16 protein-coding genes are annotated in these 24141 nt (G+C 54.4%); 9 read left to right on the forward strand and 7 right to left on the reverse strand.

Annotated features, from left to right (window positions below; genetic code table 11):
- Window positions 1–69: 69 nt before the first annotated feature.
- The 3 genes from QWI16_RS15565 (at window position 70) to QWI16_RS15575 (ending at window position 6893) form a co-directional block, all read left to right on the forward strand.
- The gene (locus QWI16_RS15565) at window positions 70–1575 is read left to right on the forward strand and encodes a tryptophan halogenase family protein (RefSeq protein WP_302714475.1); all 1506 of its coding nucleotides are present in this window, start codon (window positions 70–72) and stop codon (window positions 1573–1575) included.
- Window positions 1576–2168: 593 nt separating this feature from the next.
- Entirely contained in the window at window positions 2169–5261 is a 3093-nt protein-coding gene (locus QWI16_RS15570) for a TonB-dependent receptor (RefSeq protein ID WP_302714477.1), read from the forward strand.
- A 123-nt stretch (window positions 5262–5384) separates the two neighbouring features.
- The gene (locus QWI16_RS15575) at window positions 5385–6893 is read left to right on the forward strand and encodes a tryptophan halogenase family protein (RefSeq protein ID WP_302714478.1); all 1509 of its coding nucleotides are present in this window, start codon (window positions 5385–5387) and stop codon (window positions 6891–6893) included.
- A gap of 27 nt (window positions 6894–6920) precedes the next feature.
- Here QWI16_RS15575 and QWI16_RS15580 read toward each other — a convergent pair whose 3' ends face one another.
- The 3 genes from QWI16_RS15580 to rdgC are packed head-to-tail and all read right to left on the reverse strand — an operon-like array spanning window position 6921 to window position 9959.
- The gene (locus QWI16_RS15580) at window positions 6921–8432 is read right to left on the reverse strand and encodes a tryptophan halogenase family protein (RefSeq protein ID WP_302714479.1); all 1512 of its coding nucleotides are present in this window, start codon (window positions 8430–8432) and stop codon (window positions 6921–6923) included.
- Between the two features lie 56 nt (window positions 8433–8488).
- Complete coding sequence (locus tag QWI16_RS15585; RefSeq protein WP_302714481.1) at window positions 8489–9049, reverse strand: glutathione S-transferase; 561 nt, start codon at window positions 9047–9049, stop codon at window positions 8489–8491.
- A gap of 1 nt (window position 9050) precedes the next feature.
- Window positions 9051–9959 carry a recombination-associated protein RdgC gene (gene rdgC / locus QWI16_RS15590; protein WP_302714484.1) on the reverse strand — a complete coding sequence of 303 codons (909 nt, stop codon included), beginning with the start codon at window positions 9957–9959 and terminating at the stop codon, window positions 9051–9053.
- 784 nt (window positions 9960–10743) lie between these two features.
- On the opposite strand from rdgC, the gene nagK reads away from it, so the two are divergent.
- Window positions 10744–11655, forward strand: coding sequence for an N-acetylglucosamine kinase (gene nagK / locus QWI16_RS15595; RefSeq protein WP_302714486.1), 912 nt, complete (start codon window positions 10744–10746; stop codon window positions 11653–11655).
- 62 nt (window positions 11656–11717) lie between these two features.
- Window positions 11718–12794: an acyltransferase family protein gene (locus QWI16_RS15600; RefSeq protein ID WP_302714488.1), complete on the forward strand. Its 1077-nt coding sequence runs from the start codon at window positions 11718–11720 to the stop codon at window positions 12792–12794.
- Window positions 12795–12893: 99 nt separating this feature from the next.
- Here QWI16_RS15600 and QWI16_RS15605 read toward each other — a convergent pair whose 3' ends face one another.
- The 3 genes from QWI16_RS15605 to QWI16_RS15615 form a co-directional block, all read right to left on the reverse strand.
- Entirely contained in the window at window positions 12894–13910 is a 1017-nt protein-coding gene (locus QWI16_RS15605) for a LacI family DNA-binding transcriptional regulator (protein WP_302714490.1), read from the reverse strand.
- A 197-nt stretch (window positions 13911–14107) separates the two neighbouring features.
- Window positions 14108–15427, reverse strand: coding sequence for a GntP family permease (locus tag QWI16_RS15610; RefSeq protein WP_302714492.1), 1320 nt, complete (start codon window positions 15425–15427; stop codon window positions 14108–14110).
- Window positions 15428–15516: 89 nt separating this feature from the next.
- Entirely contained in the window at window positions 15517–16473 is a 957-nt protein-coding gene (locus QWI16_RS15615; RefSeq protein WP_302714494.1) for a 2Fe-2S iron-sulfur cluster-binding protein, read from the reverse strand.
- A gap of 123 nt (window positions 16474–16596) precedes the next feature.
- Here QWI16_RS15615 and QWI16_RS15620 point away from each other — a divergent pair, with 123 nt between their 5' ends.
- Both QWI16_RS15620 and QWI16_RS15625 read left to right on the forward strand, forming a co-directional pair.
- Window positions 16597–17157, forward strand: coding sequence for a lipid-binding SYLF domain-containing protein (locus tag QWI16_RS15620; RefSeq protein ID WP_302714496.1), 561 nt, complete (start codon window positions 16597–16599; stop codon window positions 17155–17157).
- A gap of 262 nt (window positions 17158–17419) precedes the next feature.
- Window positions 17420–20416 carry an AAA family ATPase gene (locus QWI16_RS15625; RefSeq protein WP_302714500.1) on the forward strand — a complete coding sequence of 999 codons (2997 nt, stop codon included), beginning with the start codon at window positions 17420–17422 and terminating at the stop codon, window positions 20414–20416.
- A gap of 42 nt (window positions 20417–20458) precedes the next feature.
- Here the strand turns inward: QWI16_RS15625 and QWI16_RS15630 are convergent, their stop codons facing one another.
- The gene (locus QWI16_RS15630; protein ID WP_302714502.1) at window positions 20459–21214 is read right to left on the reverse strand and encodes an aspartate/glutamate racemase family protein; all 756 of its coding nucleotides are present in this window, start codon (window positions 21212–21214) and stop codon (window positions 20459–20461) included.
- Between the two features lie 215 nt (window positions 21215–21429).
- On the opposite strand from QWI16_RS15630, the gene QWI16_RS15635 reads away from it, so the two are divergent.
- Complete coding sequence (locus QWI16_RS15635) at window positions 21430–22656, forward strand: tRNA-dependent cyclodipeptide synthase (protein ID WP_302714504.1); 1227 nt, start codon at window positions 21430–21432, stop codon at window positions 22654–22656.
- 240 nt (window positions 22657–22896) lie between these two features.
- The gene (locus tag QWI16_RS15640; RefSeq protein ID WP_302714506.1) at window positions 22897–24135 is read left to right on the forward strand and encodes a hypothetical protein; all 1239 of its coding nucleotides are present in this window, start codon (window positions 22897–22899) and stop codon (window positions 24133–24135) included.
- The last annotated feature ends 6 nt before the right edge of the window (window positions 24136–24141 follow it).

Below are 24141 nucleotides of genomic sequence, written 5' to 3' on the forward strand. Positions count from 1 at the left end.
TGTAGATTCATGACTATTGCTTTTCGTTACTCGATCGCCTAATTAAGAACGTTCTCCAGGAGCTTGGTTATGGTGCCAAATACGGACATCTATTTTAAGGTTATCATTTTAGGCGGCGGCACGGCAGGCTGGATGGCGGCGAATCTTATTTTACATTGCTGGCCCAATGCTGATCTGACCCTGATTGAGTCCGACGATGTGCCAACAGTGGGGGTTGGTGAAGGCTCAACACCCTACTTGAAATCCTTTTTTAAGCATTTGGGCATTGCCGATCGTGAGTGGATGCCTCATTGTAATGCTACCTACAAGTCCGGTATACGCTTTCCGAACTGGAGCAATAAGCCTGGGTATCGGAGTTATTTTCATCCTTTTTATTCTGAATTGGATATCCCTACAGCAGACGTATTTTTTGCGGAGTGTAAAAAGCCAGCTCATCAACGCACTACACGCATTCATCCGGACGATTTTTTTGTCAACAATCAAGTGGCTGCTTTGGGGTTGGCTCCCATAGCAAAAGCGCCTGGAAATTTTGAGGTCGATTACGGCTATCACTTTGATGCTGGTTTACTGGGGCAATACCTCAAAAAGCGCGCTATCAAAATGGGTTTGAAACACCGGTTTGGGCATGTGTCTAGGGCGAATCTCGATTCGAACTCAGGTCGGTTACTCTCTGTGGATACTCAGGAGGGCGAAGCAATCAAGGGTGACCTTTTTATAGATTGCTCCGGCTTTTCAGGGTTAATCAGTCAAAAAACCTACCATTTACCTATGCGCGAATACCGCGACTGCCTGTTTAATGACAGCGCTTTGACCTTGGCAACGCCTGTGGATCAGAATCAGCATCTGGTCTCAGAAACGCGCTCTACGGCTTTAGGCCACGGTTGGGCCTGGAAAATCCCCCTGACCAATCGCTATGGAAACGGTTATGTTTACAGTTCGGCATTTGTGAGTCGTCAATGTGCAGAGCAGGAGTTTTCAGCGCATCTAGGGTTGTGTGGCAGTGAAGTCAATTTCCGTTATTTGAGTATGAAAGTCGGCCGGCTTGAGGAGCATTGGCATAAAAATACCTTGTCGGTGGGCTTGTCTCAGGGATTTGTCGAACCTTTAGAGGCGACAGCTCTGATGCTGGTTCAATTCACACTCGAGACGTTTCTTCGTTTGTTTGATCCGACAAAACCCTTACTGGCCAACCGGCAGGCGGAAGTGAACCGGCGAATAAACACTCTCACCGATGGCGTGAAAGACTATATTACCGCCCATTACAAACTGAGCCAGAGAGACGATACTGACTATTGGCGGGCGTGTCGGGAGGTGCCAGTCTCTAGCACCTTGGCTGCGCTGATAGACGCCTGGCCGGTTCCGGAGGCGTTTGAGCAGGCGCTTCGCGACAACAGAGACAGTTTGGCGTATTTGCGGCCTTCCTGGTTTGTTTTGTTTGCCGGGTTGGGGCACCTCCCAACACAAGCAGATGCGGTCGATGATCGACAAGCTCGCGATGCAAGAGATCGCTGTCGCTTAACGGCTCAGCAGCGCTTCCCAGATCACTGGCGCGTGCTCAATCAAATGCAAGATTAAAGCTCCTCCGATTGTTCGTTGATCGATCTGCGCGGCTACTCACCTCCAGGCCCTATGGTTGTTTAAGGTTGGTCTCTCGCGTATCTCTGCAAACGGCCGGTTTCAATGTGAGCGGTGGCGCTGCGGGTTCCCAACACCGTCGGGCTGTTGATTGTATCGATTTACTACACGGCGTCAGAATCTTCTCCTTGAGGGCAACGTTGTCTCTCTGTTATCTCATTGTAAAAAATACCCCGATTTGCCTTTTCTGTTTGATAGTTTGTATCTGGCATAACTAATTGATTTTTAAATTAAAATTTAATATTGTTTGTTTGACTACAACCATTCAGTTCACACTTTTTATCACAAATCCTTCTTGACAACGTTGTCGAGCGGCGAGTACAACTACGCCTCGTGACGTTGGGTGTTGATAACAAAAAGACCCTTCCGAGCACATTCTGATGCCCAGTTGGTTGCCCCCGACGAAGCGTCATCCAACGGATTTGTTTCAACGAATTGGGGCTGGCTTGGGTGTCGGCCGCTTGCTCGCTAGCGCCCAGGCCACCTGCTTTGGTTGAAAATAAAACAATACAAATATCAGTGAGGAGACAGTTATGGAACCTAAAAAGAGTGCCTTCCGCCGGAAGGTTCTGGCTTCCAGTATTTCATCCTGCCTGTTGGCTTCGGCCTACGTTCAGGCACAAGACTCTGAGCCCTTGCTCGAAGAGGTTGTGGTCACCGGTGTCTATGCTTCGCAGCAAAATGCGGTGGATACCAAGCGAGATTCAGCCTCTGTGGTGGATGCCATTTCCGCCGAAGACATCGGCAAGCTTCCCGACGTTACCATTTCTGACTCGTTGCAGCGCATTCCGGGTATTCAGGTAGAGCGTACCGCTGGCGAAGGTGGCCCGGTACAGATTCGCGGTATGGCGAATGTTGCCACCTCGTTGAACGGTGAAACCTTCCTAAGTGCCACCAGCATTGATACATCCAGCGCTGACTATGGTGACCTGCCGTCTCAGTTGTTTTCCGGCGCCGACGTTTACAAGGCGCCTTTCGCTTCTTTGAGCACCGTTGGCACGGCTGGTACTGTCAACCTGAAAACCCGCCGCCCCTTCGATCTAGACGAGGGCTGGACCTTCTCCGGTAGCGCGGAAGTGGATCGCGGTTCCATCAGTGAAGAAACCGATCCAACTGTCAGTGGCCTGATTGGATATAACGCCGACAAGTGGGGTGTTTTGGTCAGCGCGGTCACTACCGAGAAGAATTTAGCAACAGACTTTAACGGTTGGTTCGATACCTCGGAAAATGGCGGCATTGCGGCCGCACGCACCAATGGAGGTAACGACCCTTACAACCCAGGTACATATTACATGGTGCCGCAGGGCTTCTCTGCGTACAACAAAGCAGAAGAGCGCCAGCGTGACGGCGTGAACCTCTCTTTCCAGGCCGAGCTGGCGGATGGCATTGAGCTGGTGGCGGATTATTTTTACAGCGACCAGGAGCGCTGGAACCGACGCTCAGGCCTCTCTACCAATAACCGCTGGCAGACCTTTGGCGATTACGCCTTCCCGCTCAACGGTGAGGGTTACGGCGGTGAAAGCTTTACTTTCATACCGCCAGCCCCAGAAGGAACCGACCCGGTGCCTCAGAGTTGGGTTACTCTAGAGTCATACGAGGCTAGACCTCTTCGTATTCAGTCCTTCAGTCAGACTAACTACAATAACGAGCATTCGGAAAACGCCAACGTCGAGCTAAACTTTGATACCGGTGGCCCGTTGACGGGTCAGGTGCGAGTCACTACCGCCAGCGCTAAACAGGCGTTGCGTAACGGCTACGGTGAAGGCGATGTTCTGGATTTCGCGGCTTCGCGTTTGAATGCAGTTGACGACAACAGCCCTGGTCGCGGTGGCTTCCTGCCAGCGGAATTTTGTACCGATGGTCAAGAAGTGGTTGGTGATAAAGGTGGTTGCTTTGTTGACTACCAGGCGGACAGCATTGACGCGTTTAACACGCGTACCTTCGATGCCGGTTGGATGCTGACCTACGAACAGGTGGGTGAGAATATCACGTTTGGCGGTTTCGACACCGTTGTGAATGGTGGCCAGGGGCAAATGTCCGTGGCCGATTATATGGCTAGCAAGGATAGCTACCATATCGGCTCTTTCACATCGGAAAACAACAGCGATACCAAAGGCACTCTGGATACTTTCAGTACCCGCTGGAATTACGCCTTCGATGACACGCCGTTTATTTCAAGCGTTGACGTTGGCGTTCGTCAGAGCGGACGTACAGTAGACCGCACAGTTTATTCGTTATTCGGTGGTCTCGACGCAACCGGCGGTTGCTACGCGCAGTGGCGAGCGATCGACCAAGCCGCGGTCAACCCCGACGTCTGCAGAAAGGGCGAAGACCAGCTGGGCGAGATGGTGGATGGTGCATGGCAGCCCTATCAGCTGCTTCCAGATATTGGTATTGACGAATATACAAATGCTGTGTGGGTAGACAGCTACAGTGATAACGTCAGTGGCCTCCCAGGTGTTTGGGCTATTGATCCACACGAGTTTGACGACTCGGAAGCGTTTATGAACCGCGTGTTTGGCGACAATCAGCGCCTAACCAATGCTGGTCAATCCTTCAGTGTTAACTTGGACGAGTTGAGCTACTTTGCGCAGGTCAACTTCGAAGCAGGTCCCGTCAATGGTAATATTGGTGTTAATGTTATCGAGACTGACCTCAGCATTCGTCAAAACGAGGTAGGCTCTAATTATCAGCACTCCAACACTGGCCCTGATGTGGGGGATGTACTGACTGATCGCAGCTATACCGATGTGCTGCCTAGCGCCAACGTAAATTACAATGTCACTGAGGACATTGTACTGCGGGCGGGCTATGGCGAAACCATGATGCCGGTTGATTTGCTGGATTTAGGTGGTGGTAAGACGGTAGGTGAAACCTTTGATGCCGAATGTAATTGCATGCGTATTGAAGGCGTTAGCTTTGCGGGTAACGCTAACCTAGATCCAATCCGCTCAAGCACCTTTAACTTGTCGGCGGAGTGGTATCTGGGCGCCGCCTCTATGGTTGGTGTTACTTACTTCGATCTGGACATCGACAGCTTTGTAACAGGCGGGTTTGTCTATGTGCTTGAGCCCGACGCCGACGGCATTAGTCGTGGCGAAGCCGGTGGCGGCCTTTGGGAAGCCACGGCTCCTGTTCAAGGTACCGGCGGTGAGGTAAACGGTGTCGAGCTGCAAGCGAAAGTTGCATTTAGCGATATTACCGATGGTTTTATGTCTAACTTCGGTTTTGATGTCAACTACACCTTCTCTGACAGCGCGCGGGAAGACACACAAGGTTTTGATGGCGAGGAGCTTCCTTTCATCAATAACTCTGAGGACACCTACAACATTGTAGGTTGGTTCGAAAATGAGTTCTTGTCGGCGCGTCTGGCCTATAATTTCCGCTCTGAGCGCTTGGTCGCGGATGGCGGTGTTAATAGTGGTAACCAAGGTCTGTACCAGGATGACTATGGTCAGCTGGATCTGAACGTTACCTGGACAGTAACCGACAATGTGGACGTTTACCTGAACGGTTCCAACATTACCGAGGAAATCCAGCAAACTTACATTCAGTTCTCTGATCAAGAAGCATTCCAAAACGTATACGAAGCTCGCTGGGCACTGGGTGCCCGCGTCAACTTCTAAGACGTGACACAAGTGGCGCCGCATGCGGCGCCTTTTTTATACTGACCGCCGCAGGCCTTCGGGCTTTTTTGCGGCGGTTTTTTTCTATAAGCTAGTCGAAAAATCACATGCATTGGCTAAGTCGTGACCCAACATAACGTAAAACAGGTCGTCATTGTCGGTGGTGGTACCGCTGGCTGGATGACCGCAGCCAGCTTGAGCCGGCATTTTCGCAATACCGGCATCCAACTGACTTTGGTCGAGTCTTCCGAGATTGGCACTGTCGGTGTGGGCGAGGCCACCATTCCTACCCTGCGGCGTTTTTACGCTGAGCTGGGCATGGAGGATATGGAGGTCATGCGTGCCACCCAGGCAACCTGCAAGCTGGGCATCCAGTTTCGCGACTGGTGCGCGCCTGGCAGCTCATTTATTCACCCCTTTGGCTTGTATGGGCAGAAAGCCAACGGCATCGATTTTCACCATTACTGGATGAGGCTGAGAGAGCTGGGCGATGCTGGCGAGCTGGCCGACTACTCTCTGGGTGTGCAGTTAGCTTTGCACGAGAAATTTGTCGAGCCCTCACCCAAGCCGCCGTCAGAACTGTCGGTATTCGATTGGGCACTGCACTTCGATGCCTCGGCCTTCGCACGGTTGATGCGTGAATACGCTACCAACAATGGCGTTAAATGTGTGGATGCCAAAATTGATTCGGTCAACTGCCACCCGGGAGGGGGCGTCTCCTCGCTGATACTAGACAGCGGCGAAGCGCTGGCGGGAGATGTGTATATTGACTGCTCGGGTTTTCGTGGTCTGTTAATTGAGCAGGCCCTGCAGACCGGATACGAAGATTGGAGCCAGTGGCTTATCTGCGACAGCGCCGTTGCCGTGCAGAGTGATCGTAAGGGGTCTGCGGCGCCTTACACGGTGAGCCAGGCTCACAGGGCGGGGTGGCAGTGGCGCATACCCTTGCAGCACCGCCAGGGCAATGGCCATGTTTATTCAAGCCAGCACATCAGTGATGATGAAGCCCTGGAGACGCTGGCCGCTCACGTCGATGGCGAGCTGCTGCACGAGCCGCGTCAATTTCGTTTTACCGCCGGCCGGCGACGTAAGGCCTGGAATCACAACGTAATTGCCGTGGGGCTGGCCTCGGGTTTTCTCGAGCCGCTGGAGTCCACCAGCATCGCGCTGGTAGAGACAGCCATTGAGAAAATTCGCCGCGCGTTTCAACGCCCCTGGTTCACCAGCAAAGAGGTCGATCAGTTTAATGATCTGACGGCCCAGGAGTATGAGCGTGTCAGAGACTTTATTATTCTGCACTACAAACTTAATCAGCGCGACGACAGTGATTTTTGGCGCTATTGCCGCGATATGCCAGTTCCGCAGACCTTGGCGGACAAGCTCGCGGCTTACCAGGGACGCGGTGAATTGGTTCGCTACCCAATAGAGATTTTTGGTCCGCCGAGTTGGATGGCGATTTACTCCGGTTTTGATTGCTTGCCCGAGACCTATGACCATCGCGTTAAGCAGATGGACGCGGCATACCTGCAACAAGCCTTGCAGGGTATGCGCGAATCCGTGGCTGCAGTGGTTGATTCAGTGGAGGCTCACGAGGCGTTTATTGCCAGATGTTGTGCGGCCGCTAAGCCTTAGGCTCTTATGGAGAAAGACACCATAAGCTTAAGGCGGCGGTGCGGCGCAGTGGCGCTGAATAAACTCTGCGTGGCTGACAGGTTGGCTGGCGGCGTTGTGAATAGTCTTGCGTATAGTGGCCAGTGTTGTTTTTAGTTCACCCAGGCTGATGCCATCGGCTCGGCGGTCATAGTCCTCGGCAAACTCGTGGAATCCAAGGTACATGGTGACCCAGCTGTCTCGCTCGAAGGCTTCCGGCTCCAACATCACGACATGACCACGTTGGCGAAACAGGGCCATTTTGTGCTGCAGCGAGTCGGGAATGTCCATGCTCCGGCAGTGTCGCCAAAAAGGAGTGTCATTTCGCTTGCTGGCTTTATAGTGAAGTATCAAGAAATCGCGAATGCGCTCAAATTCATGAGCGTGCTGGCGGTTGACTTCGGCTTGATCCCAGGCATTGATACCGCGATAGGGAAAAAACGACAGCAGCTTGGTAATGCCGGTTTGAATCAGGGAAATACTGGTGGATTCCAGAGGTTCCAAAAACCCTGAGGCAAGCCCAAGTGCAAAACAGTTTTTGTTCCAAATTTTTTTTCGCTTGCCCGTGACAAACTCAAACGTTTTGGCCGCTGTTAATGCTTCGCCATCAAGCCCGTCCATAAGCGTTTGCTCCGCTTCGGTGCTGTCACAGTACTGACTGGCATAGACATAGCCATTGCCGCAGCGATGTTGCAGCGGTATGCGCCACTGCCAGCCGCTGGCTTTGGCAGTGGTGCGAGTATAGGGCGCGGGCTCAGAGGTTTTGGCGCTCTGGACCGCCATCGCCCGGTCGCAGGGCAGCCAGTGGCGCCAGTCGTCGTAGCCGGTTTGCAGGGTTTGCTCGATTAACAGCCCGCGAAAACCCGAACAGTCAATAAAGAAGTCGCCGGTGACAACTTCGCCGCTCTCTAAGGTGATGGACTCGATGTCGCCCGTACTGTTTTCCTGCTGTACTTGGGCAACGCGCCCCTCAATTCTTGTTACATCGCGCTGTTCAGCGTAGCGGCGCAGGTACTGAGCATAGCGGCCAGCGTCAAAGTGGTAGGCGTAGCCAAAGTCGGCCAAGGGAGTAGGGGGAGTAGGATGCGGCTGAGCAAAGCGCTGGTGCCGTGCGAGCTGGGTGGCAAATGAATAGTCGGCTAGGTCGACGGTCTCGCCCTGGGCTTTGAGTCTCGCCAAGTAGTGATGAAAGGCAACCCCGCCAAGATCGATACCATAGTCGGCGAAGGGATGGAAAAAGGCGGTTCCCGGTTCGCGCCAGTCGCAAAACTCGATGCCGAGCTTAAAAGTGGCCTGGGTGTGTTTTAAAAAGTCGATTTCATCAATGCCGAGGGCATCGTTAAAACTGCGAATGCTCGGTATGGTGGCCTCGCCCACACCGACGGTGCCAATGTCCTCGGATTCTATGAGTGTGATGCTCAGTCCCGGAACTTGCAGGTGTCGGGCAAGCGCGGCCGCTGCCATCCAGCCCGCGGTGCCGCCACCGACAATCACCAGATTCTTAACATAGTTGCTCGACACCTTTGCTCTCTTCCTTCTGTTCACTTGTCAGTCAAAATGCTATTTGTGTTTAATCACTAAAGTCTCGGCGGGGCGGTATCGCGAAACGGTTCGTAATTGTTGAGCGCTTGCAGCATATGCGTGAGGTTGTCGTAGGCGTGAATACTGAATCTCTGACGGTACAGCCCCCACGCCAGGTAGCAACCGAGGCGCAGCTCCATGTCGTTGAACGGCGCCTGGTGCGCCAGGGCCATGGTATTGAGTTCAGACAAGGTCGACTCTACTCGCGCTTTTTGTCGCTTTAGATAGTCGCTGCGATCGGTGGTAATGCCATCGAGCTCCAGGAAAAAGAGGTTCACACAGGCATCCAGTGAGGTGTTAACCAGGCAAAAGGCATCGTATTCGGCGACGTCTTCAAGAAAGACGCGGCCCGATTTCTCACGAATGTATTTCAGGATGGAGGTCGAGTCGGTCAGTGTCAGCGTGTCGTCACGGAGGAAAGGGACTTTCTTCGTGGGGGATTTCTCGGCGCTGGCTGCGCGATCGGTTTCCACGAACTCGCAGTCCAGTCCGCTTTCGGCCAGTGCGATGCGGCAGTGCCGGACAAAAGGTGAGGTGTAGCTGCCGTAAAGTTCCATATCAAACCTCCTGAAGTTCTCCGCCAAAGGCGTGCAGTGCGGCCTGGATAAAGGCCGTGAGTTCCAGTGTCATGATAGCGAATTCATGATCAAACTGCTCGGCGAGGGTTTCGGGGTTGCGGTCGCCAGCTCTTTCCAGCAGCGTATCGGCAAATTTGACACGCTTAAAGGTGAATTGGTCGTCCAGCACGCAGTGAATGGTGTCTTTCCAGCCGAGTGCTAGCTTGTTAACAAACATGCCCGAATCCAGATGGCGAGTCAGCTGGTCGTCCGTCAGGTCCAGCTTGCGGCCGCGGATGATCCGCTCGTCCTGGCTGGAAATCAGCTCGCATTCATCGCCCAGGGTAAAGTCGTCCGCCGGGCGGCCGGTTTTGAGCCACTCGGTCATGATAGCAGGTGCCGGGTTATGGGGCGTAAGAGGCACGGCACGCAGTGAGCCAAGCGCATCGCGCAATGCGCTCATGAGCTCCTCTGCCCGGTTGGCACTGGCGCTGTCGACGACGATCAGGCGCCGGCGCGTGTCGATAAACGCATGGTCAATGCTGGATTTGGCAAATGCCTGAGGCAACAGGGAGAAGGTGATTTCATCTTTGAGATTCTCACGTTCCTTGCGACCCACCGGGCGACCGTCTCGTGCCCGAATCTCACGAATTTTTTCTTCAAGATGTTCTTTTATAACGGCTGAGGGCAGCAGTTTTTCCTGCTTTTTAATGCTGATGGCAATATAACCTCCAGTGCCGTGGGTTAGCGATTGCCCCTCTGGCCCCAGAGGTGATACCCAGCCGTAACGGCTTAGCTCCATCTTGCCGCAGGGTACAAATTGTGCGGCTTCCAGCTTCTCTGCCAAGGTTTCCGGTGTTTCGTCGAAGGGGGCGGCCAGGCGAAATGCCCGAACATTTTTGTACCACATAATCTTGCACTTTCTGTGTAGGGTTGGGGGCGCGAGTGTACCATCCAAGGGCAGCTGGACCTAACGCCCGGTGAGGCTAAAGCGAGGGTGGGTCCATCGCCTAAGGGCTTACGAACTTAGGTGGCTATGAGGTTGCCGATAATAAGGGGGAGGTTGACGATCATTTGTGCACCCAGGTCTTTAATTTTGGGGTTCTTAGTGGGAGCGTTGAGCGCTGCAAAGCCCTTTGAAGAACGCAGCGAGCCATCTCGGCCTCGGGTACCCTGGTGCGAGCGCGCTGGAGCGCTGCGAGTTGTGCCGGCCCGCGCGGCCCTGAACGGGCTTTTTTGGATTTATTTTCCGCCGTTTTTTGATGTTTTTTTGTAAGCGGTTGAAATTAAATATCTTTTTGTAAGCTGCCTTTGTGGGATTTTTATTGCAAACACTTGACAACGTTGTCTTATAGTCCTAGAGTTAGAGTCGTTGACAACGTTGTCTGATTCGTTGCTCAGCAGACTCGCGCAAACCAAAGTTGTTGGTCGCGAATAACCCGAATTTGGTCTCTCAGCCATTATTATGGGCATTTTAGTGGTTGAGGATCGAATCGTGGTGCCACGGATCGCATCACGTGATACGCAAGGACTGTAAGTATCATCTATCATGGCTCTCCTTGTGGTTGGTGTCTGAAAGGCACCAACCACCTTTTTTAAGAGCCTTAAAGCAATTTACAATTGATTTCTTAACAGGGCGCAAGAAGCGGCCTGATCCCGGTTCCCGCCGGAGTATTCCAATAAATGAGGTTAACATGGGCAAAAAGCCTGCATCTGGCGACACTCTGTACCTGGGTATTGACGGTGGCGGCACAAAGTGTCGGGCCGTATTGGTCAACGAAAGCAACCAGGTACTCGGTGTTGGTAATGGCGGCCCTTCAAACCCCTATCACGGTGTCACCCGAGCACTGGAATCCATCGTTAACGCCACTGATCACGCCTTGCGAAATGCCGGACTCAGTGCTGCTGACAAATCGCGGGTTGTGGCTGGCCTGGGCTTGGCCGGTGTTAACCTGCCGAGCCTGTTCCAAATTGTTAATCAGTGGGATCACCCCTTTAAAGCCCAGTATCTGACGACGGACCTTCACATCGCTTGTATCGCTGCGCACGAACAGGACAACGGCGCGGTGATTGTATCCGGTACCGGCTCCTGTGGCTTTGCCCACGTGAACGGCAAATCCTTGACTCTGGGTGCCCACGGCTTCCCCTGTGGTGATGTTGGCAGCGGTGCCTGGATGGGGCTTGAGTGTGTGAAAGCCGTTCTGCTCGATTCTGACGAGCTGGGCCCAAAAACCGGCCTGACGGAGCTGGTTGCCGAGCAGTTACAGGCACGGGGCATTATGATTGTTGAGCGCCTCAATGGTGCTAAGTCTAGCGATTACGCCAAACTGGCACCTCTGGTGTTTGCTGCCGCCGAAGAGGGTGACGAGGTTGCGCTCAGTATTGTTCACACAGGTGCGGACTATCTGACCCAAGTGGCGCGCAAACTCTGGGAATTGCAGCCGCCGCGTATGGCCATGTTGGGTGGTGTCTCCTCGCGTATTGTGGATTGGATGGATAAAGACATCGCCACGCGTATGTCCGATCCTCTCAATCAGCCAGAATTTGGTGCGGTGCATTTTGCCCGCAGCCGTTTTATGGCTGAAGCGAGCGTCGCCACCTCCTGAGGTGGTTCAGGTTTAGTCTGTGCCTGCTGCTCCAGCGGGCGTTGGTGGTTTAGGTAGTGATTATGGCAAAACAGCGGTATATTGCATTGGATGCGATGCGCGGGCTCACCCTGGCGCTTATGATTCTGGTGAATACGCCCGGCTCTTGGTCTTACGTTTACGCACCGCTTTTGCACGCCGACTGGCACGGCGCGACCTTTACCGATTATATTTTCCCTTTCTTTTTGTTTATCGTCGGCTCGGCGATGTTTTTTTCCAGTCGCTCCCAGCAAGGGATTAGCTACTCTGAGCGCAGCCTAAAAATTTTTCGCCGCACGGCCCTGATGTTTTTGATTGGCCTTTTGCTCAATGCCTATCCGTTTACCGGTAGCATAGGAGAGCTGCGTATCCTTGGTGTATTGCAGCGTATTGCTCTGGCTTACTGCGCCTGCGCGTTCATTGTCTGGCTCCCCGGTAAAGCGCGCCTGGCCATTGGTGCTATTTTGTTGCTGGGCTATTGGGCATTGTTGAATCTTGCGGCTGATCCCTACTCTTTGGAGGGCAGCGTGGTTCGCCAGTTTGATCTTGCCCTGCTCGGCGCCGATCACCTCTGGCAGGGTAAGGGCATTGCGTTTGATCCCGAGGGCTTACTCAGTACTCTGCCCTCAATCGTCAACGTGATGCTGGGCTTTGAGGCGGCGCGGGTGTTGATCGGCAGTGAAAATAAGCAGCGCGCTCAACTTCAGCTGTTGGGTGTGGGTATTGTATGTATTCTGGTCGCGCTTTTGTGGCACCCGCTCTTTCCGATCAATAAATCACTTTGGACCAGCTCGTTTGTTTTACTGACCTCGGGCGCAGCGATTCTTACGCTTTTGGCGCTGGTACAGTTGGAGAAGTTCAGGGCAGTTACGCCAGTGTTGAAAGGTTTTTCCGTGCTGGGTAAAAACCCCCTGTTTATTTACATACTCAGTATTGTTTGGGTGAAGACTTATTACCTGGTGAGTATTGAGGGGGTATCGGCTTACCAGTATATCTACGAGCAGTTGACCCTGGTGTTCAACGCCTACAATGCATCGCTTGTCTTTGCGCTATTGCACGTGGCTTTACTGTGGCTGATTGCTTGGTGGCTTGATCGGCGCAATATCATTATTTCGATTTGATGTCTGCTGGCTGTTATAGCCTTTTTGTCGGGCGACAGCTATGACTAAACCTTGCTTAACGACTGAATATATTCCGAAGGGTTTTGCTATGAGCCCGGATTAATGCCGGGCTTTGGTGCTTGACTCGCGGATGATCAGCTCGGGGTAAAACCCTTCGCTCTCAACCTTTTTACCATTGCGCAGCGATTTGATCAGCAGCGATGCCGCTCTCTGGGCAATGGTGCTGGTAGGCTGGGCGGCAGTGGTGAGGTTGGGCCATGCCTGGCGTGAGAAAGGGCTGTCCTCAAACCCTGCGATGGACAGCTCCGCCGGCACATCGACGCCTGCGATACGAGCGGCAAACAAGGTGCCCGCGGCAATTTCATCGTTACAGGCAAAAATGGCGGTGGGGTTGCTGCCTTTAGTGTTGAGCAGTTGCCGGGTTCTCTCTACACCGGATTCGAACGAATAGCTGCCCGGTATAACCCGCTTGGCAGAGTACTTGATCTTGTGGTCTTCCAGAGCCGCTTTATAGCCAGCCAGGCGCTCGCCGCTTGATTGGTGTTCTTCGTCCCCGCCGAGAAAGGCAATGTCTTTGTGGCCGAGGCCAATCAAGTGCTCGGTGATCGCGTAGGCCGCGTTGCGGTCGTCAATATAAACACAAGGTGACAAGTCGTCCGGTGCCTTGGCGCCAGACAAAACCCGCACAAATTTTACATTGCGCTCGGCGATGGCGGCGAGAATGTCGGGGTTTTCTGAAATGGGCGGGGTTAGTACCAGGCCGCCAACACGGCTGCGATCGATCATCTCCAGGACTTCCTGGATGATGGTGCGGTTGGTTGCATCACAGGGGTGTATCACCAGCTCGTAGCCTTGAGCCCGGCATTCATCCAGAATACCTCTTTGCATGTCGATCACATAGTTACTGTTGGGGTTGTCATAAATAAACCCAATCGAGGAGGCGGCGCCGCGTAACCCGCGCGCCGACAAGTTGGGGCGGTAGTTGAGTTGCTTTACCGCTTTCCAGACGCGCTCCTGAAGCTCCTGCCCTACTGTACCTTCATTGTTGATAACGCGAGAGACGGTTTTAAAGGAGACTCCGGCGAGCTTGGCAACGTCTTTAATCGTGGCTTTCATTCTGCGATCTTTTCACTGTGACCTTGTTGGGTTTGTAAAGAGCGATTCCGGCTCTGGGGTGTCACCGCTTGCTTGTTATGGGTTACATCCGACACAAGTTTACAACCTTTAACTCACCTAGGCGAGTGTTAATGCGTCAGCGGTATTGCACTGCACTTCGGTGGTGCAGCGTAATACCCGGTCGACTTTGCCAAGGTTTAAAGGGTGTGTAAGACACTGTTCAATGTCAGTACGGCGATGATGCCGACAACACCGACGATAGACTCCATGACCGTCCATGACAGTAAAGTCTGTCTGAGGCTCAAATTAAAATACTCCTTGTACATCCAGAAGCCGGAGTCGTTCACGTGGGAGCACATCAAGCTGCCTGCACCAATCGCCAGGATCATCAGGTTCGGGTCGACCCCGGTCGTTGCCACTATCGGAGCCATAATGCCTGCAGCTGTCAGGCCTGCTACCGTCGCAGATCCCAGGCAAATGCGGATCAAGGTCGCCATCAGCCAGCCCAGTAGCAACGGGTTGAGGTCGGCCCCGTCGATCATGGCTGCAAGAGTGTCACTCACGCCACTGATCACAAATACCTGCTTGAGCGCGCCCGCGCCGGCAACAATCAAAACGATGAGCGCAATGTCCTTGATCGCTTCACTGTAGTAAGACATAAGCGTCGCAATGCCAACTCCCCGCCGTATTCCCAAGGTGTAGCTGGCCAGTGCTAATGCCAGTAGCATCACCACGAGAGGGTGGCTGGCGAATTGCAGAAGGTTTTCGGTTTCGGGTGAGGGCGCTAAGCCTGGCAGCACGGTAGAGCTGGCGATCAACACCACCGGAAGCAGCGCTGTGATAAAGCAGTTCCAGCCACCGGGTAGGGAAGAGGCATCCTGCTCTTTGGGGATAAAGGTTTTCAGTGGCTCTGCCTTGATGTGTTTTAGCTGAGAGGCAAATACTGGCCCCGCCAATATCATGGTGGGTACGGCAACCACCAGACCGAGCAACAGCGTCTTACCAATGTCGGCATTGAACATGGGCACCATGGCGGTGGGCGAGGGGTGGGGCGGCAAAAATCCGTGAGTGACCGACAAAGCGGCCAAAAGCGGAATGCCCAGGTAGACGGCGGGCAATCCAGATCGATAGACCACGGAGAAGACCAGCGGCACCAGCAGCACAAAGCCCACGTTGTAAAAGAGTGGAATCCCGACAATAAAGCCGGTCAGCATCAGCGCCCAGGTCATGTAGCGCTTGCCGCAAAGCTGAATCAGCGACTGAGCGATTTTTTGGGCAGCGCCGGTCTCGGCGATGAGCTTTCCAAACATCGCTCCCAGGCAGACGATCACCACCAGTGCGCCAAGAGTGTTTCCGATCCCCTGTTCAATCGCCGATGGGATGGCGGCCGGCTCAATTCCAAGGGAGAAACCGGCAAAAATGGAAGCGACAAGAAACGCAAGGAAAGGGTGCAGTTTTAGCCAGACGATCAGCGCGATGAGTAACGCGATGGTCGCCAGTACAGCGAATATGTCCATGGGCAGCTCTCAGTTATTGTTTTGAATTTTTTGAGCAGTGTATAGCAAGCGGCTGGGAGAGTGAACGCTGCGAGGGCGCTACCGAGGGCTCATCGGCTGGGCTCAAAGGCGTCGCAAAATACGCTGCGCGGTCTGGCGCCAGCGAGGAAACATTGTTTGCGCATCTTGGCAACGAAGCTGGGCGCACCACACAAATAAATCTGATAATTGTTCAGGGGCGTATAGTCGGCGCGGACCGTCTGGTAAGCATTGGCTTCACGCCAGAGCGCTGAATCGCCGCCTTTGGCGACCAAGCACTGCAGGTGCACATTGCTGTGATGACGAGCCAGCCGTGTGAGAGCCTGCTGCCAGTAAAGACCCTCGGGTTCGCGTGCGCAATAGACGATGTGAATGGGGCCAGTGTGAGCGCGAGCGAGCGCCTCTCGGGCGATGCCGTACAAGGGCGCAATGCCCGTCCCCGTACCGGCAAGCAAGAGGGACTGGTCCGGCTCCGCCTGGTAGGTGCAATCGCCCATAGGCCCCTGAATATTGACTCGATCCCCGGGCGCGAGCTGCTGATCTGCCCAAGCACTGAATTGCCCCCCAGCTCTCACCTCGATGTGAAGGCTCAATACGGGATCACTGGGAATACTGGCAATGGAGTAAGTGCGCGCGATTGTCTGATCCCGCCAAACATTGATGTATTGGCCCGCGTGGTACGACAGTGGGCAATGCAGTTGCAACTCCAGCACCCTGGGCGAGAGATGGCGTTTGGCCATCACTTCTGCAATGAGCAACTCCTCTTTGACCGCGTAGGGGGTAACGGACACATCCGAATCGGGAAAGCAGCTGCAACTTAAAAATAACTTTTTCTCGCGCTGGCTGGCCGATAAGCCTGCCGTGGCCTGCGCCGGCAGCTCGCCTCGCTCGCAATGCATCAGGCAGGATTGGCAAACACCGGATTGGCAGCTGTAGGGAATGCGGTAGCCGGCGCCTAAGAGCGCATTAAGGACACTTTGCCCCGCGGTGAGGGCAACGGCTTTGCCATCGATATACACTTTTGCCATGGTTGAATATTGCGAAAGACTGCACAGATCCCCATTAGGCCATAGAACCGCCGACAGGGTAAACTGTCTGTACAATGAGGCGAGCAGAGGGTGTTCGCCTGATGTTGGCCTATGGAGGCAGCTATGCAACGGTTAATGGTTTTTGCGGTTTTGGTTTTACTGTTTGGTAATGCCGCGGCACAGGACATCTATCAGGAAACGGTCAATATCTTCAAAGAGTCGCCTAAGGTTCAGGTCTTTTTCCAGAATGCCTACGGTTATGCGGTGTTTCCTACCATAGGCAAGGGGGCGGTTGGTATCGGCGGCGCTCATGGCAAGGGGCGTGTTTATCAAAACAATCGCCATATCGGCGACACCAGCATGACTCAGCTCAGTTTCGGTTGGCAGCTCGGTGGTCAGGCATTTAGCGAGGTGATCTTTTTTCAGACCGCCAAGGATCTGGAGCGCTTTAAGCGCGGCGAGTTTGAGTTTGGAGCTCAGGCGAGTGCCGTGGCCATAACCGCCAGCGCCAACGCCAAGGTAGGTACCACGGGTTTGGCCGCGGGTGCTTCGGGTACATCGGATGCCGCTGGCGCGCAGACGGCTACCTACAACAACGGTGTGGCTGTCTTTACCCATGCCAAGGGCGGTTTGATGTACGAAGCGGCACTGAGTGGCCAGAAGTTCAGCTATACCCCTTTGTAGCTGAAAGCTCGTCGTTATTAAGACCCGTGCTGCACACGGGTCTTTCCCTTTGAAACCGTCTCTCAAACTTTGTTAAAACCCATGGAGCTGTGACTTCAAGCACTATCGAGCAGTCAATAGGGACGAGGGCAGCCCCTCTGTTCACCAGCGGTACCCGCGCCAGTCACCCTTCCCTAAAATGCCCGGCGGCTCCGGTTGCGCTCCCTTTAATGATGGCATATTGTCCTATAAACTGTTTCTAGGGATGGACAGGTAGAGTCTGATGGCAGTAAAGGTACAGCTGAATACGCGAGCGCTAAAAGCCCTTCGCACTCAGAAGGGATTAAGCCAGGAGGGTTTGGCAAAGGCTTGCGAGGCCAAGCAGTTTCGACTGTCCATTGCTACGATCAAGCGGGCCGAGGCCGGCAAGCCTGTGGGGTTTCGCACAGCCAACGAGCTCGCACGCTTTCACGCCGTTGCTCTGGAAGCCCTTTTGGCCGATTCGCTATCCGGCATGGCTGGTCGGCAGGGGCCCGGCACGGTAAATACCGCCCTTTGGGTGCGCGTTGAAGACACGTCCATTTTGGATGCGCTGGCAGATTTGATCGGTGCCCGCGGCGCTATTCACCAAGAGCGCCTCGGTAGTCTTCTTCTGGCAGCCTTTGCAAACAATGATGCCGAAAGTAAAGGGTATCTTCACGCCCATTACGCGGCTCTTGGCGCTTTGCGGTACGCGCGATCCGAGGCGTCCAATATTTACCTCGCCCTGCAGCTGGCGCCGGGTACGCCTTTCAGTAAACAGAGCTTTTTTCGTCAGGAAACCCTGCAGTGGTTCGCTAGTCTCTCGCCTGAGATTCCCGCCAATACCCTGTATGTCAGTGATGATCTCTACGATCTTGCGGCCGATCATTTTCGTTACCGCCCGGCCTCGCGTGCCGGCGTGTGGGAGCTACTAGGCGAGCAGAGTCTGGATAACTTGCTGCCACTGTCGGGTCGCGAGACGGAGTTGACGCGGGTGCTTGAGTTTTTTGCCGGTGTGGACGATCAGTCGCGGGCAGCGATCATGCTGCTGCGCGGCGAGGCTGGTATCGGCAAAACTCGTTTGCGCGCGGCGGTGCACGCCGCCCTTGAGCCGCTCGATATCGTGATTGTGAGTATTGATCTTGAGACGGGCTGGCTGGAGCTGGATCAGGCTCTCGCAGGGTTACTGTTGCGCAGTCTGAACCTCGCTCTCGATGGCTTGGTCAAGCGCGAGGCGTTGCTCGACCATGCCAGTAACGGCGATGCGGCGGTGCGGCAGTTCGTCCACACCTTTTTCTTCGATGCAACACAGCCCCGTCAGGAGGTCTGGCCGTCTCACGCAGGGCTCGACATGTCGCGGCTGCCCGAGGTAGTGGCCAGGGTCTTCGCTTCAGCGCGGGTTTTGTCTGGTTGCCGTCTTGTCCTATCGATGGATAACTTGCATCTACTCGATACGGCAGGTTTTGAATTTTTTAACCAATTATTGTTGCAGCTTGAGAGTTTGCCCGTTCAGGCCCTGTTGACCTCTCACCCCACACCCGCTCAAGAGATATTTATGCAGCGCCTGGCGCGGCAGGGCTTTGCTCTGGACAGTGTGTCGCTCGGTCCTTTGGATGAACAGGCCGGCCGGCAAATCTGCCAGGGTTTTTCCGGTGTGCCCGAAGACTATGCCGAGCGCTGTCTGGATCTTGCTCAGGGCGTGCCACTGTACCTGATTCAATTGATGGGAGCCTACCGTCATGACCGGGGCGCCTTACCCACCTCGCTTGGGGTGCTTGTAGAGCGAAAGCTCCACCAGCTGACCGGTCCTGAGCGTCAAGCTCTTGAAGTGTTGAGTGTATTGCGCGCACCTGTGGCATTAGAGGCGCTGCGTGAACTCATGAATGAGCCCTTTTACCAGCCGCATGGCTTGCTCGAGCGTCATCTCATACAGCCCACAATGGATGGCCAGTTGCAAATGAGTCACCAATTGGTGCAGCACCTTGTGTATGAAAAGCTCGATTTGGCAAAGAGAGCCAGTTTACACCGGCAGGTAGCAAACTTTCTTGAGGCGCAGCCCGGGAGATGTCGCGCCGTGGGGGTGCGGCAAATGGCGCATCATTTCTCCCAGGGTGGTGATGACTACAAGAGCGCTTATTACGGCTTTCGCTGGGCTTCTACCCTGCTGCAACAGGGCCAATACGATGATGCCCAAGTGGTCCTGGAGGAAAGCCTGCAGCGGTTAACACCCTTGACTCACCCGGGCAGAGACGACCTTGAAGTGGATCTGCAGCTCGCTCTGAGTACTGTGTATAAGGTCAAGTACGGCTGGGTATCCCCGCTTCTAAAGGCAACTTACGACAGAGTTAACGAATTAAGCCAGCAGCTGGGGGCCGATGCCCGTCAATCGCTGGCACTGTTTGGCCTTTGGACCATAGAGCTTGGAACACTGAACTTTACCGGCGCTGAGGCCATGGCGCTCAAGCTGTTGACATCGGCGTGCAGTATCGGCGATGCCCAGGGGCAGATGTATGCCCAGGTGGCGTTAAGCAATACGCTGTTTTGGCGCGGTCGTCATACGGAGGCTGAGCTCGCCGCCGCCTCCGCGCTGACAGGTTTTAAGGAGTCCTATTTGGAATCATCGCTGGCGCTCTTGGGTATGGACCCAAGGGCGTTGGCGGGATGTTTTGGCGCGCTCTCAGCTTCTTTGGCGGGGCACGAGGCCGAGGCAAGCCATTACCGCGACGCTATGCTGGGGCAGATACGGGCGATTGACCACGATTTCAGTTTGGCCATAGCCCTGCAGGGCAGCGCCTGGCTTGAGTACCACAGGGACGATGCCGCTGCTACCCTGGCTGAGGCGGAGCAGCTGGAAGCCTTGGCCAAGGCTCGCAATTTTCCATTTTATCGTGGGGTGGCGGCCCTGTTTGCCAGCTGGGCGCGTCACCGGTTGCACGATGACCCGGATGCCGCGCAACATGCTCACGAAGGTTATTGGCGTTGGCTGGCGGCCAGCGGAGACAAAGTGGCCTACTCGCTGTACGGCGTTACACTCGGTTCAATTTATGTGGAAAGTGCCCGTTTTCAAGAGGCGCGGGAGCTGCTTGAGCAGTGTATAAAGGTGGCCACCGCACGTGGTGAAGACTGCTACCTGCCTGAGCTTTTTCGGCTTTTGGCCCTGTGCCCTGGCGAACACAAACGCAGGGCCCTGGAGCAGGGGCTGCTTTACGCCAAAGACTCGCCTTTGTTGAAAGCGCGCCTGGACGCCTTGCTCGACTAGGTTACGAACTCCCTCTTATCAAAATATTCGTCACTTCGGCGACTACCCATTCTTGACTGTCTCGCTCTCTGTGAGCGGTGGCGCTCGATAGGTGCGTTTGCTCTGAGAAATGCCAGAGAGCACTAAGTGCTGCAAAAAACTTATGGCAACCCGGTTGGGATCGAGTACCGGAATGTCAAGATGATTGCGCTTGAGTCGCTGTCGAACCTGATCTGCAATGCCGATAAAGCCCGTGCAACCGAGAATCAATGCTTCGGCGCCGTCTTCTGTGACAGCGGCATAAGCTTGTCGGTAGACTCGTTCGGCCGTTTTTTCTGGGTCATCCAGTAACTCACTGACGGGTGCTTTTGCCACTTTGATCGAAGCAAATCGATCCTGCAGTGCGCCGCTGTAAATGTGTTCCAGCTGCATATCCACGACGCTGTCCAGAATGGTGATGATGGAAAATCTTCGGCAAATGGATAGCGCGGTTGCCGTGTTAGCGGTGAAGCCGCCGATGATGGGAACGCTCAAGTGTTCCCTTGCGATCTCCACACCGCACATGTCCATGTCTGTGACATAAACTCCCTCACTGCCTTGCGCTTCAGCCTCTTTTGCAATAGCCAAAACGTATTGAGAGTTTTTTGCCAGATCGCTACGGCTTTGAATGCTGGGTGTTGCTCCCTTCGGTAAGGCTTTCAGAGTGACCTTGCTGGCAGGGTGCAGTGCAGGGAAAATGGCTGTTCTTAAGCGCTCTGAGAATAAAGAAAGCGATTCCGTGCTTGGAAAATACACTGGAATAATTATCGTCAGGTTCATTTAGATTTCTCCTTATCCTCCGTTTTAAAAATACTAGACAGTAAAAATTTTTCTTGCAATACATTTATGTTTGCTTGTTTATTAATCTATAAAAATTTCATTTTTTTCTGGTCGTGGAGTGGAGGATGTTATGTAAAAAATACTTTTAATTATTTTTATGCTCGTTTTTCAGGAATTTATTTCTGTCGGTATTCTTTTGTCTTAAAAAAGCTTCTATGGAAATGGAGATTTTTGCTATGTTTTTTCTCGAAGAATTTTCCCGTGTGCTAGACAGTAAGAGAGTTAAGTTTAAAAAAATAGTGGCATCTGTGTGTTTCTCTGAGCAGGAAATTTCTGGCGGTGAGGTTCTGCATGCACTTCTGATTCAGCATGAAGGTAGGCCAGCCATTGCTCTGCTGCCCTCTGATCGGGTTCTCGATTTCCCGGCTTTTGATCGTTTATTTGGTTGTCGGTATTCAGGGGTGTTAAAAGACGGGTGCTGTTCGGAGGTTTTTCGCGAAGCCGACCTGGCGCATCTTCCTATTTTCATAGACTCGGCGGTTTCCTGTGAAACGGTTAGTATTTATCACGAGTCACCGTATTTCTCTATCGAGGTTAGACTGGCAGATGTGCTGAACCGGTTGGGGGCAATGCCTTGTCCTTGCTTTGCGCCAAAAAAATATAAGGTTCGACCCAGGACGGTGTCGCCGTCATGGAGGAGGGAAGGCCTATTTAATGCTGAGCGCGTGGTGCTCGGTGTGAGTCTTGAAAATGACAAATTTTGTGGTGAGAAACTCAAAGCGCAATTGCATTGGGTTGCCGGGCGGTTCGAGCACTGCACACTGCTTCTGGGCGATTGGATGCACCATCACACGGTGCGCATGAACGAAGACTGTGATGAGGCTCAGGCGCTGGCGCGAGCAGAGGCGGTTGCGCGTGACAAAACTCTCGAGCTTGAAGCTCTGCTGCAGAAAATTGAGGGCCGCTGTCAGTTTGAGCTTCTGCCAGGCTCTGAAGTGGTGATGGCCAGCCCGGATTACCCGGCGCATCGGCGGCAGCTGGAGCAATTGCTAGAGCAGTGTCCGGATTTTGCTTGTTCTGCCAGGCATTTTGCCGCCAGCTACGTCAGTCGCCGGGATCAGCCGTTGGAGGCCTTCTATGCTCATTCGAGTGCTTATCTCTTGGATGAATTGGCGCTGTTCGCGTCCCTTTCCCAGCAGGGGTACCGGGTATTTATCTACCCGGGGGCTATGGCGGTATTTCACGAAATGTCCTGCGGTTTGCATCCGCAAGCCCCCGAGCCTTTGCATCAGCTGGTCAGCGTCGAGCTGAAGTTTACCAGCAACGCACAGCACAACCGTGCGGCTTCACCGACGCAAGAGCAAGGCTTGTACCGTAGTTTCGCCGAATGGCGCCTCGCGCGAGCTATGGAGGTGCCGACCTTGGGACAGTCGGCCACTTAGCGCGACTGAAGGGCGTTTCTGAAGATATGGCGCGTAAATGATACCAAAGTGATACCAACAGCCAAATGCCCTTTCAATATACTGCTCAGACCAGTCAGGCCGGGGGCATCTCCGGCCGCTTTTGCGCTGGCAGATAAGCTTGTGAAGGAATCACCAGCCAGCGGGCAGGCACAGGACGCGCAGCCCATACAATAAGAGGGGCCCGGAAAGTGGCAGGGCGGCCCGACAGCGGTGATTGAATTGGCAGACCAGATCGGTAACAGCTCGGCGTCGCGCAGTGCGCTCTTTGAAAGAATACGCGGCGGACGCATCTCCTCCCCCATGCAACAGCTCAACCGACAGTGGAACCTGTATGTGCAGGGGCTCTGGGGGGTGGACACCAGTCAGTCGGTCTTTCAGGTGGTCACCGGTGAGCCGCCGCCGGGCTGTGAAGGCGATGCGCGGCTCTACTGGTTTGCTGACCAGGTGCCCAGTGACAGCTCAACGGGGGGCTACGACCGCTACGGCATCACCAGCTCCCAGGCCTACAGTGAGCTTTTGTTTTCTCTTTTGCCTCAAGATGGTGGCGAGCTGCGCGCGGTGTTGTCCGAGGGCTACAGCGACTGGGTGAGATACCGCTCCCAGTATTACAGCGGTAGCCTCGGGCAAAAGGTCTTGGATCAGGACGCGCTGTTTCGCAAGTGGGCCGCCCGTAGCCTGTCGCCCAAGGTGGCGCGTCACGCTATTTCGGTATTTACTCAGGCGCAACTCACCAGTTTTAATCTGGCAATTGATGCCCTCGCCGATCCCTCCGCCCGTATTTTTTGCCCCGATGAGACAGGCCGTCAGATGCCGCTGTTCCGCTATTCCGGCTCTGCGCAAGCAGTCCAGTCCGTCTTTGCCAGCTCAGACCCCGTCGGTCATTTTGCCTTTGATTCCGGCGAGATAGCGCAGCGCGCCAGCCACGCCTGGGCCGATGAGCGCGAACGTGGTTTTAGCCGGCTGTGGCGCTGCCGCGATTTGTCCCAAGACAAGAATATCCAGGCGAAAGCGGAGGGCGCCAGGGTCACTGTGCATGGCCGCCTGGGAAGGGTGGCACAAATTGAAACTGCCCCCCTGGGCTGGTTTGATCCGCGTATGGTGAAGATGGCGTACCGTCACCCCGGCGACCATCGTATCTGGGACGTGAGGGGCCGCTACGATTGGCAGAGTCTGTTCGCCCAGCCCGACGGGGCCTTATCGCGTTTTGTATCCTCGCTGGTGCTGGTGGAAGAGGGACGGTTTACCCTGACCGTGCACGCGCCGTTTACCCGCGCTGAATTCGAGGCCATCAGCGCCAGTGCGGGTCTGCCCTGGCCGCTGCTGCAAGTGCATGATAACCGGGCAGTGGAATGCCGCTATCGGCAGGATCTGGATGGCTCCATCTCTTGCGATTTCGTGGCCCGCCCGGGTTACCAGCACGTCTGGGGGCTGACCTACCGCGCTCTGGCGTATTCATAGGGGCGG

Origin of the sequence: Gilvimarinus algae, from assembly GCF_030518215.1 — a bacterium.
GTDB lineage: Bacteria > Pseudomonadota > Gammaproteobacteria > Pseudomonadales > Cellvibrionaceae > Gilvimarinus > Gilvimarinus algae.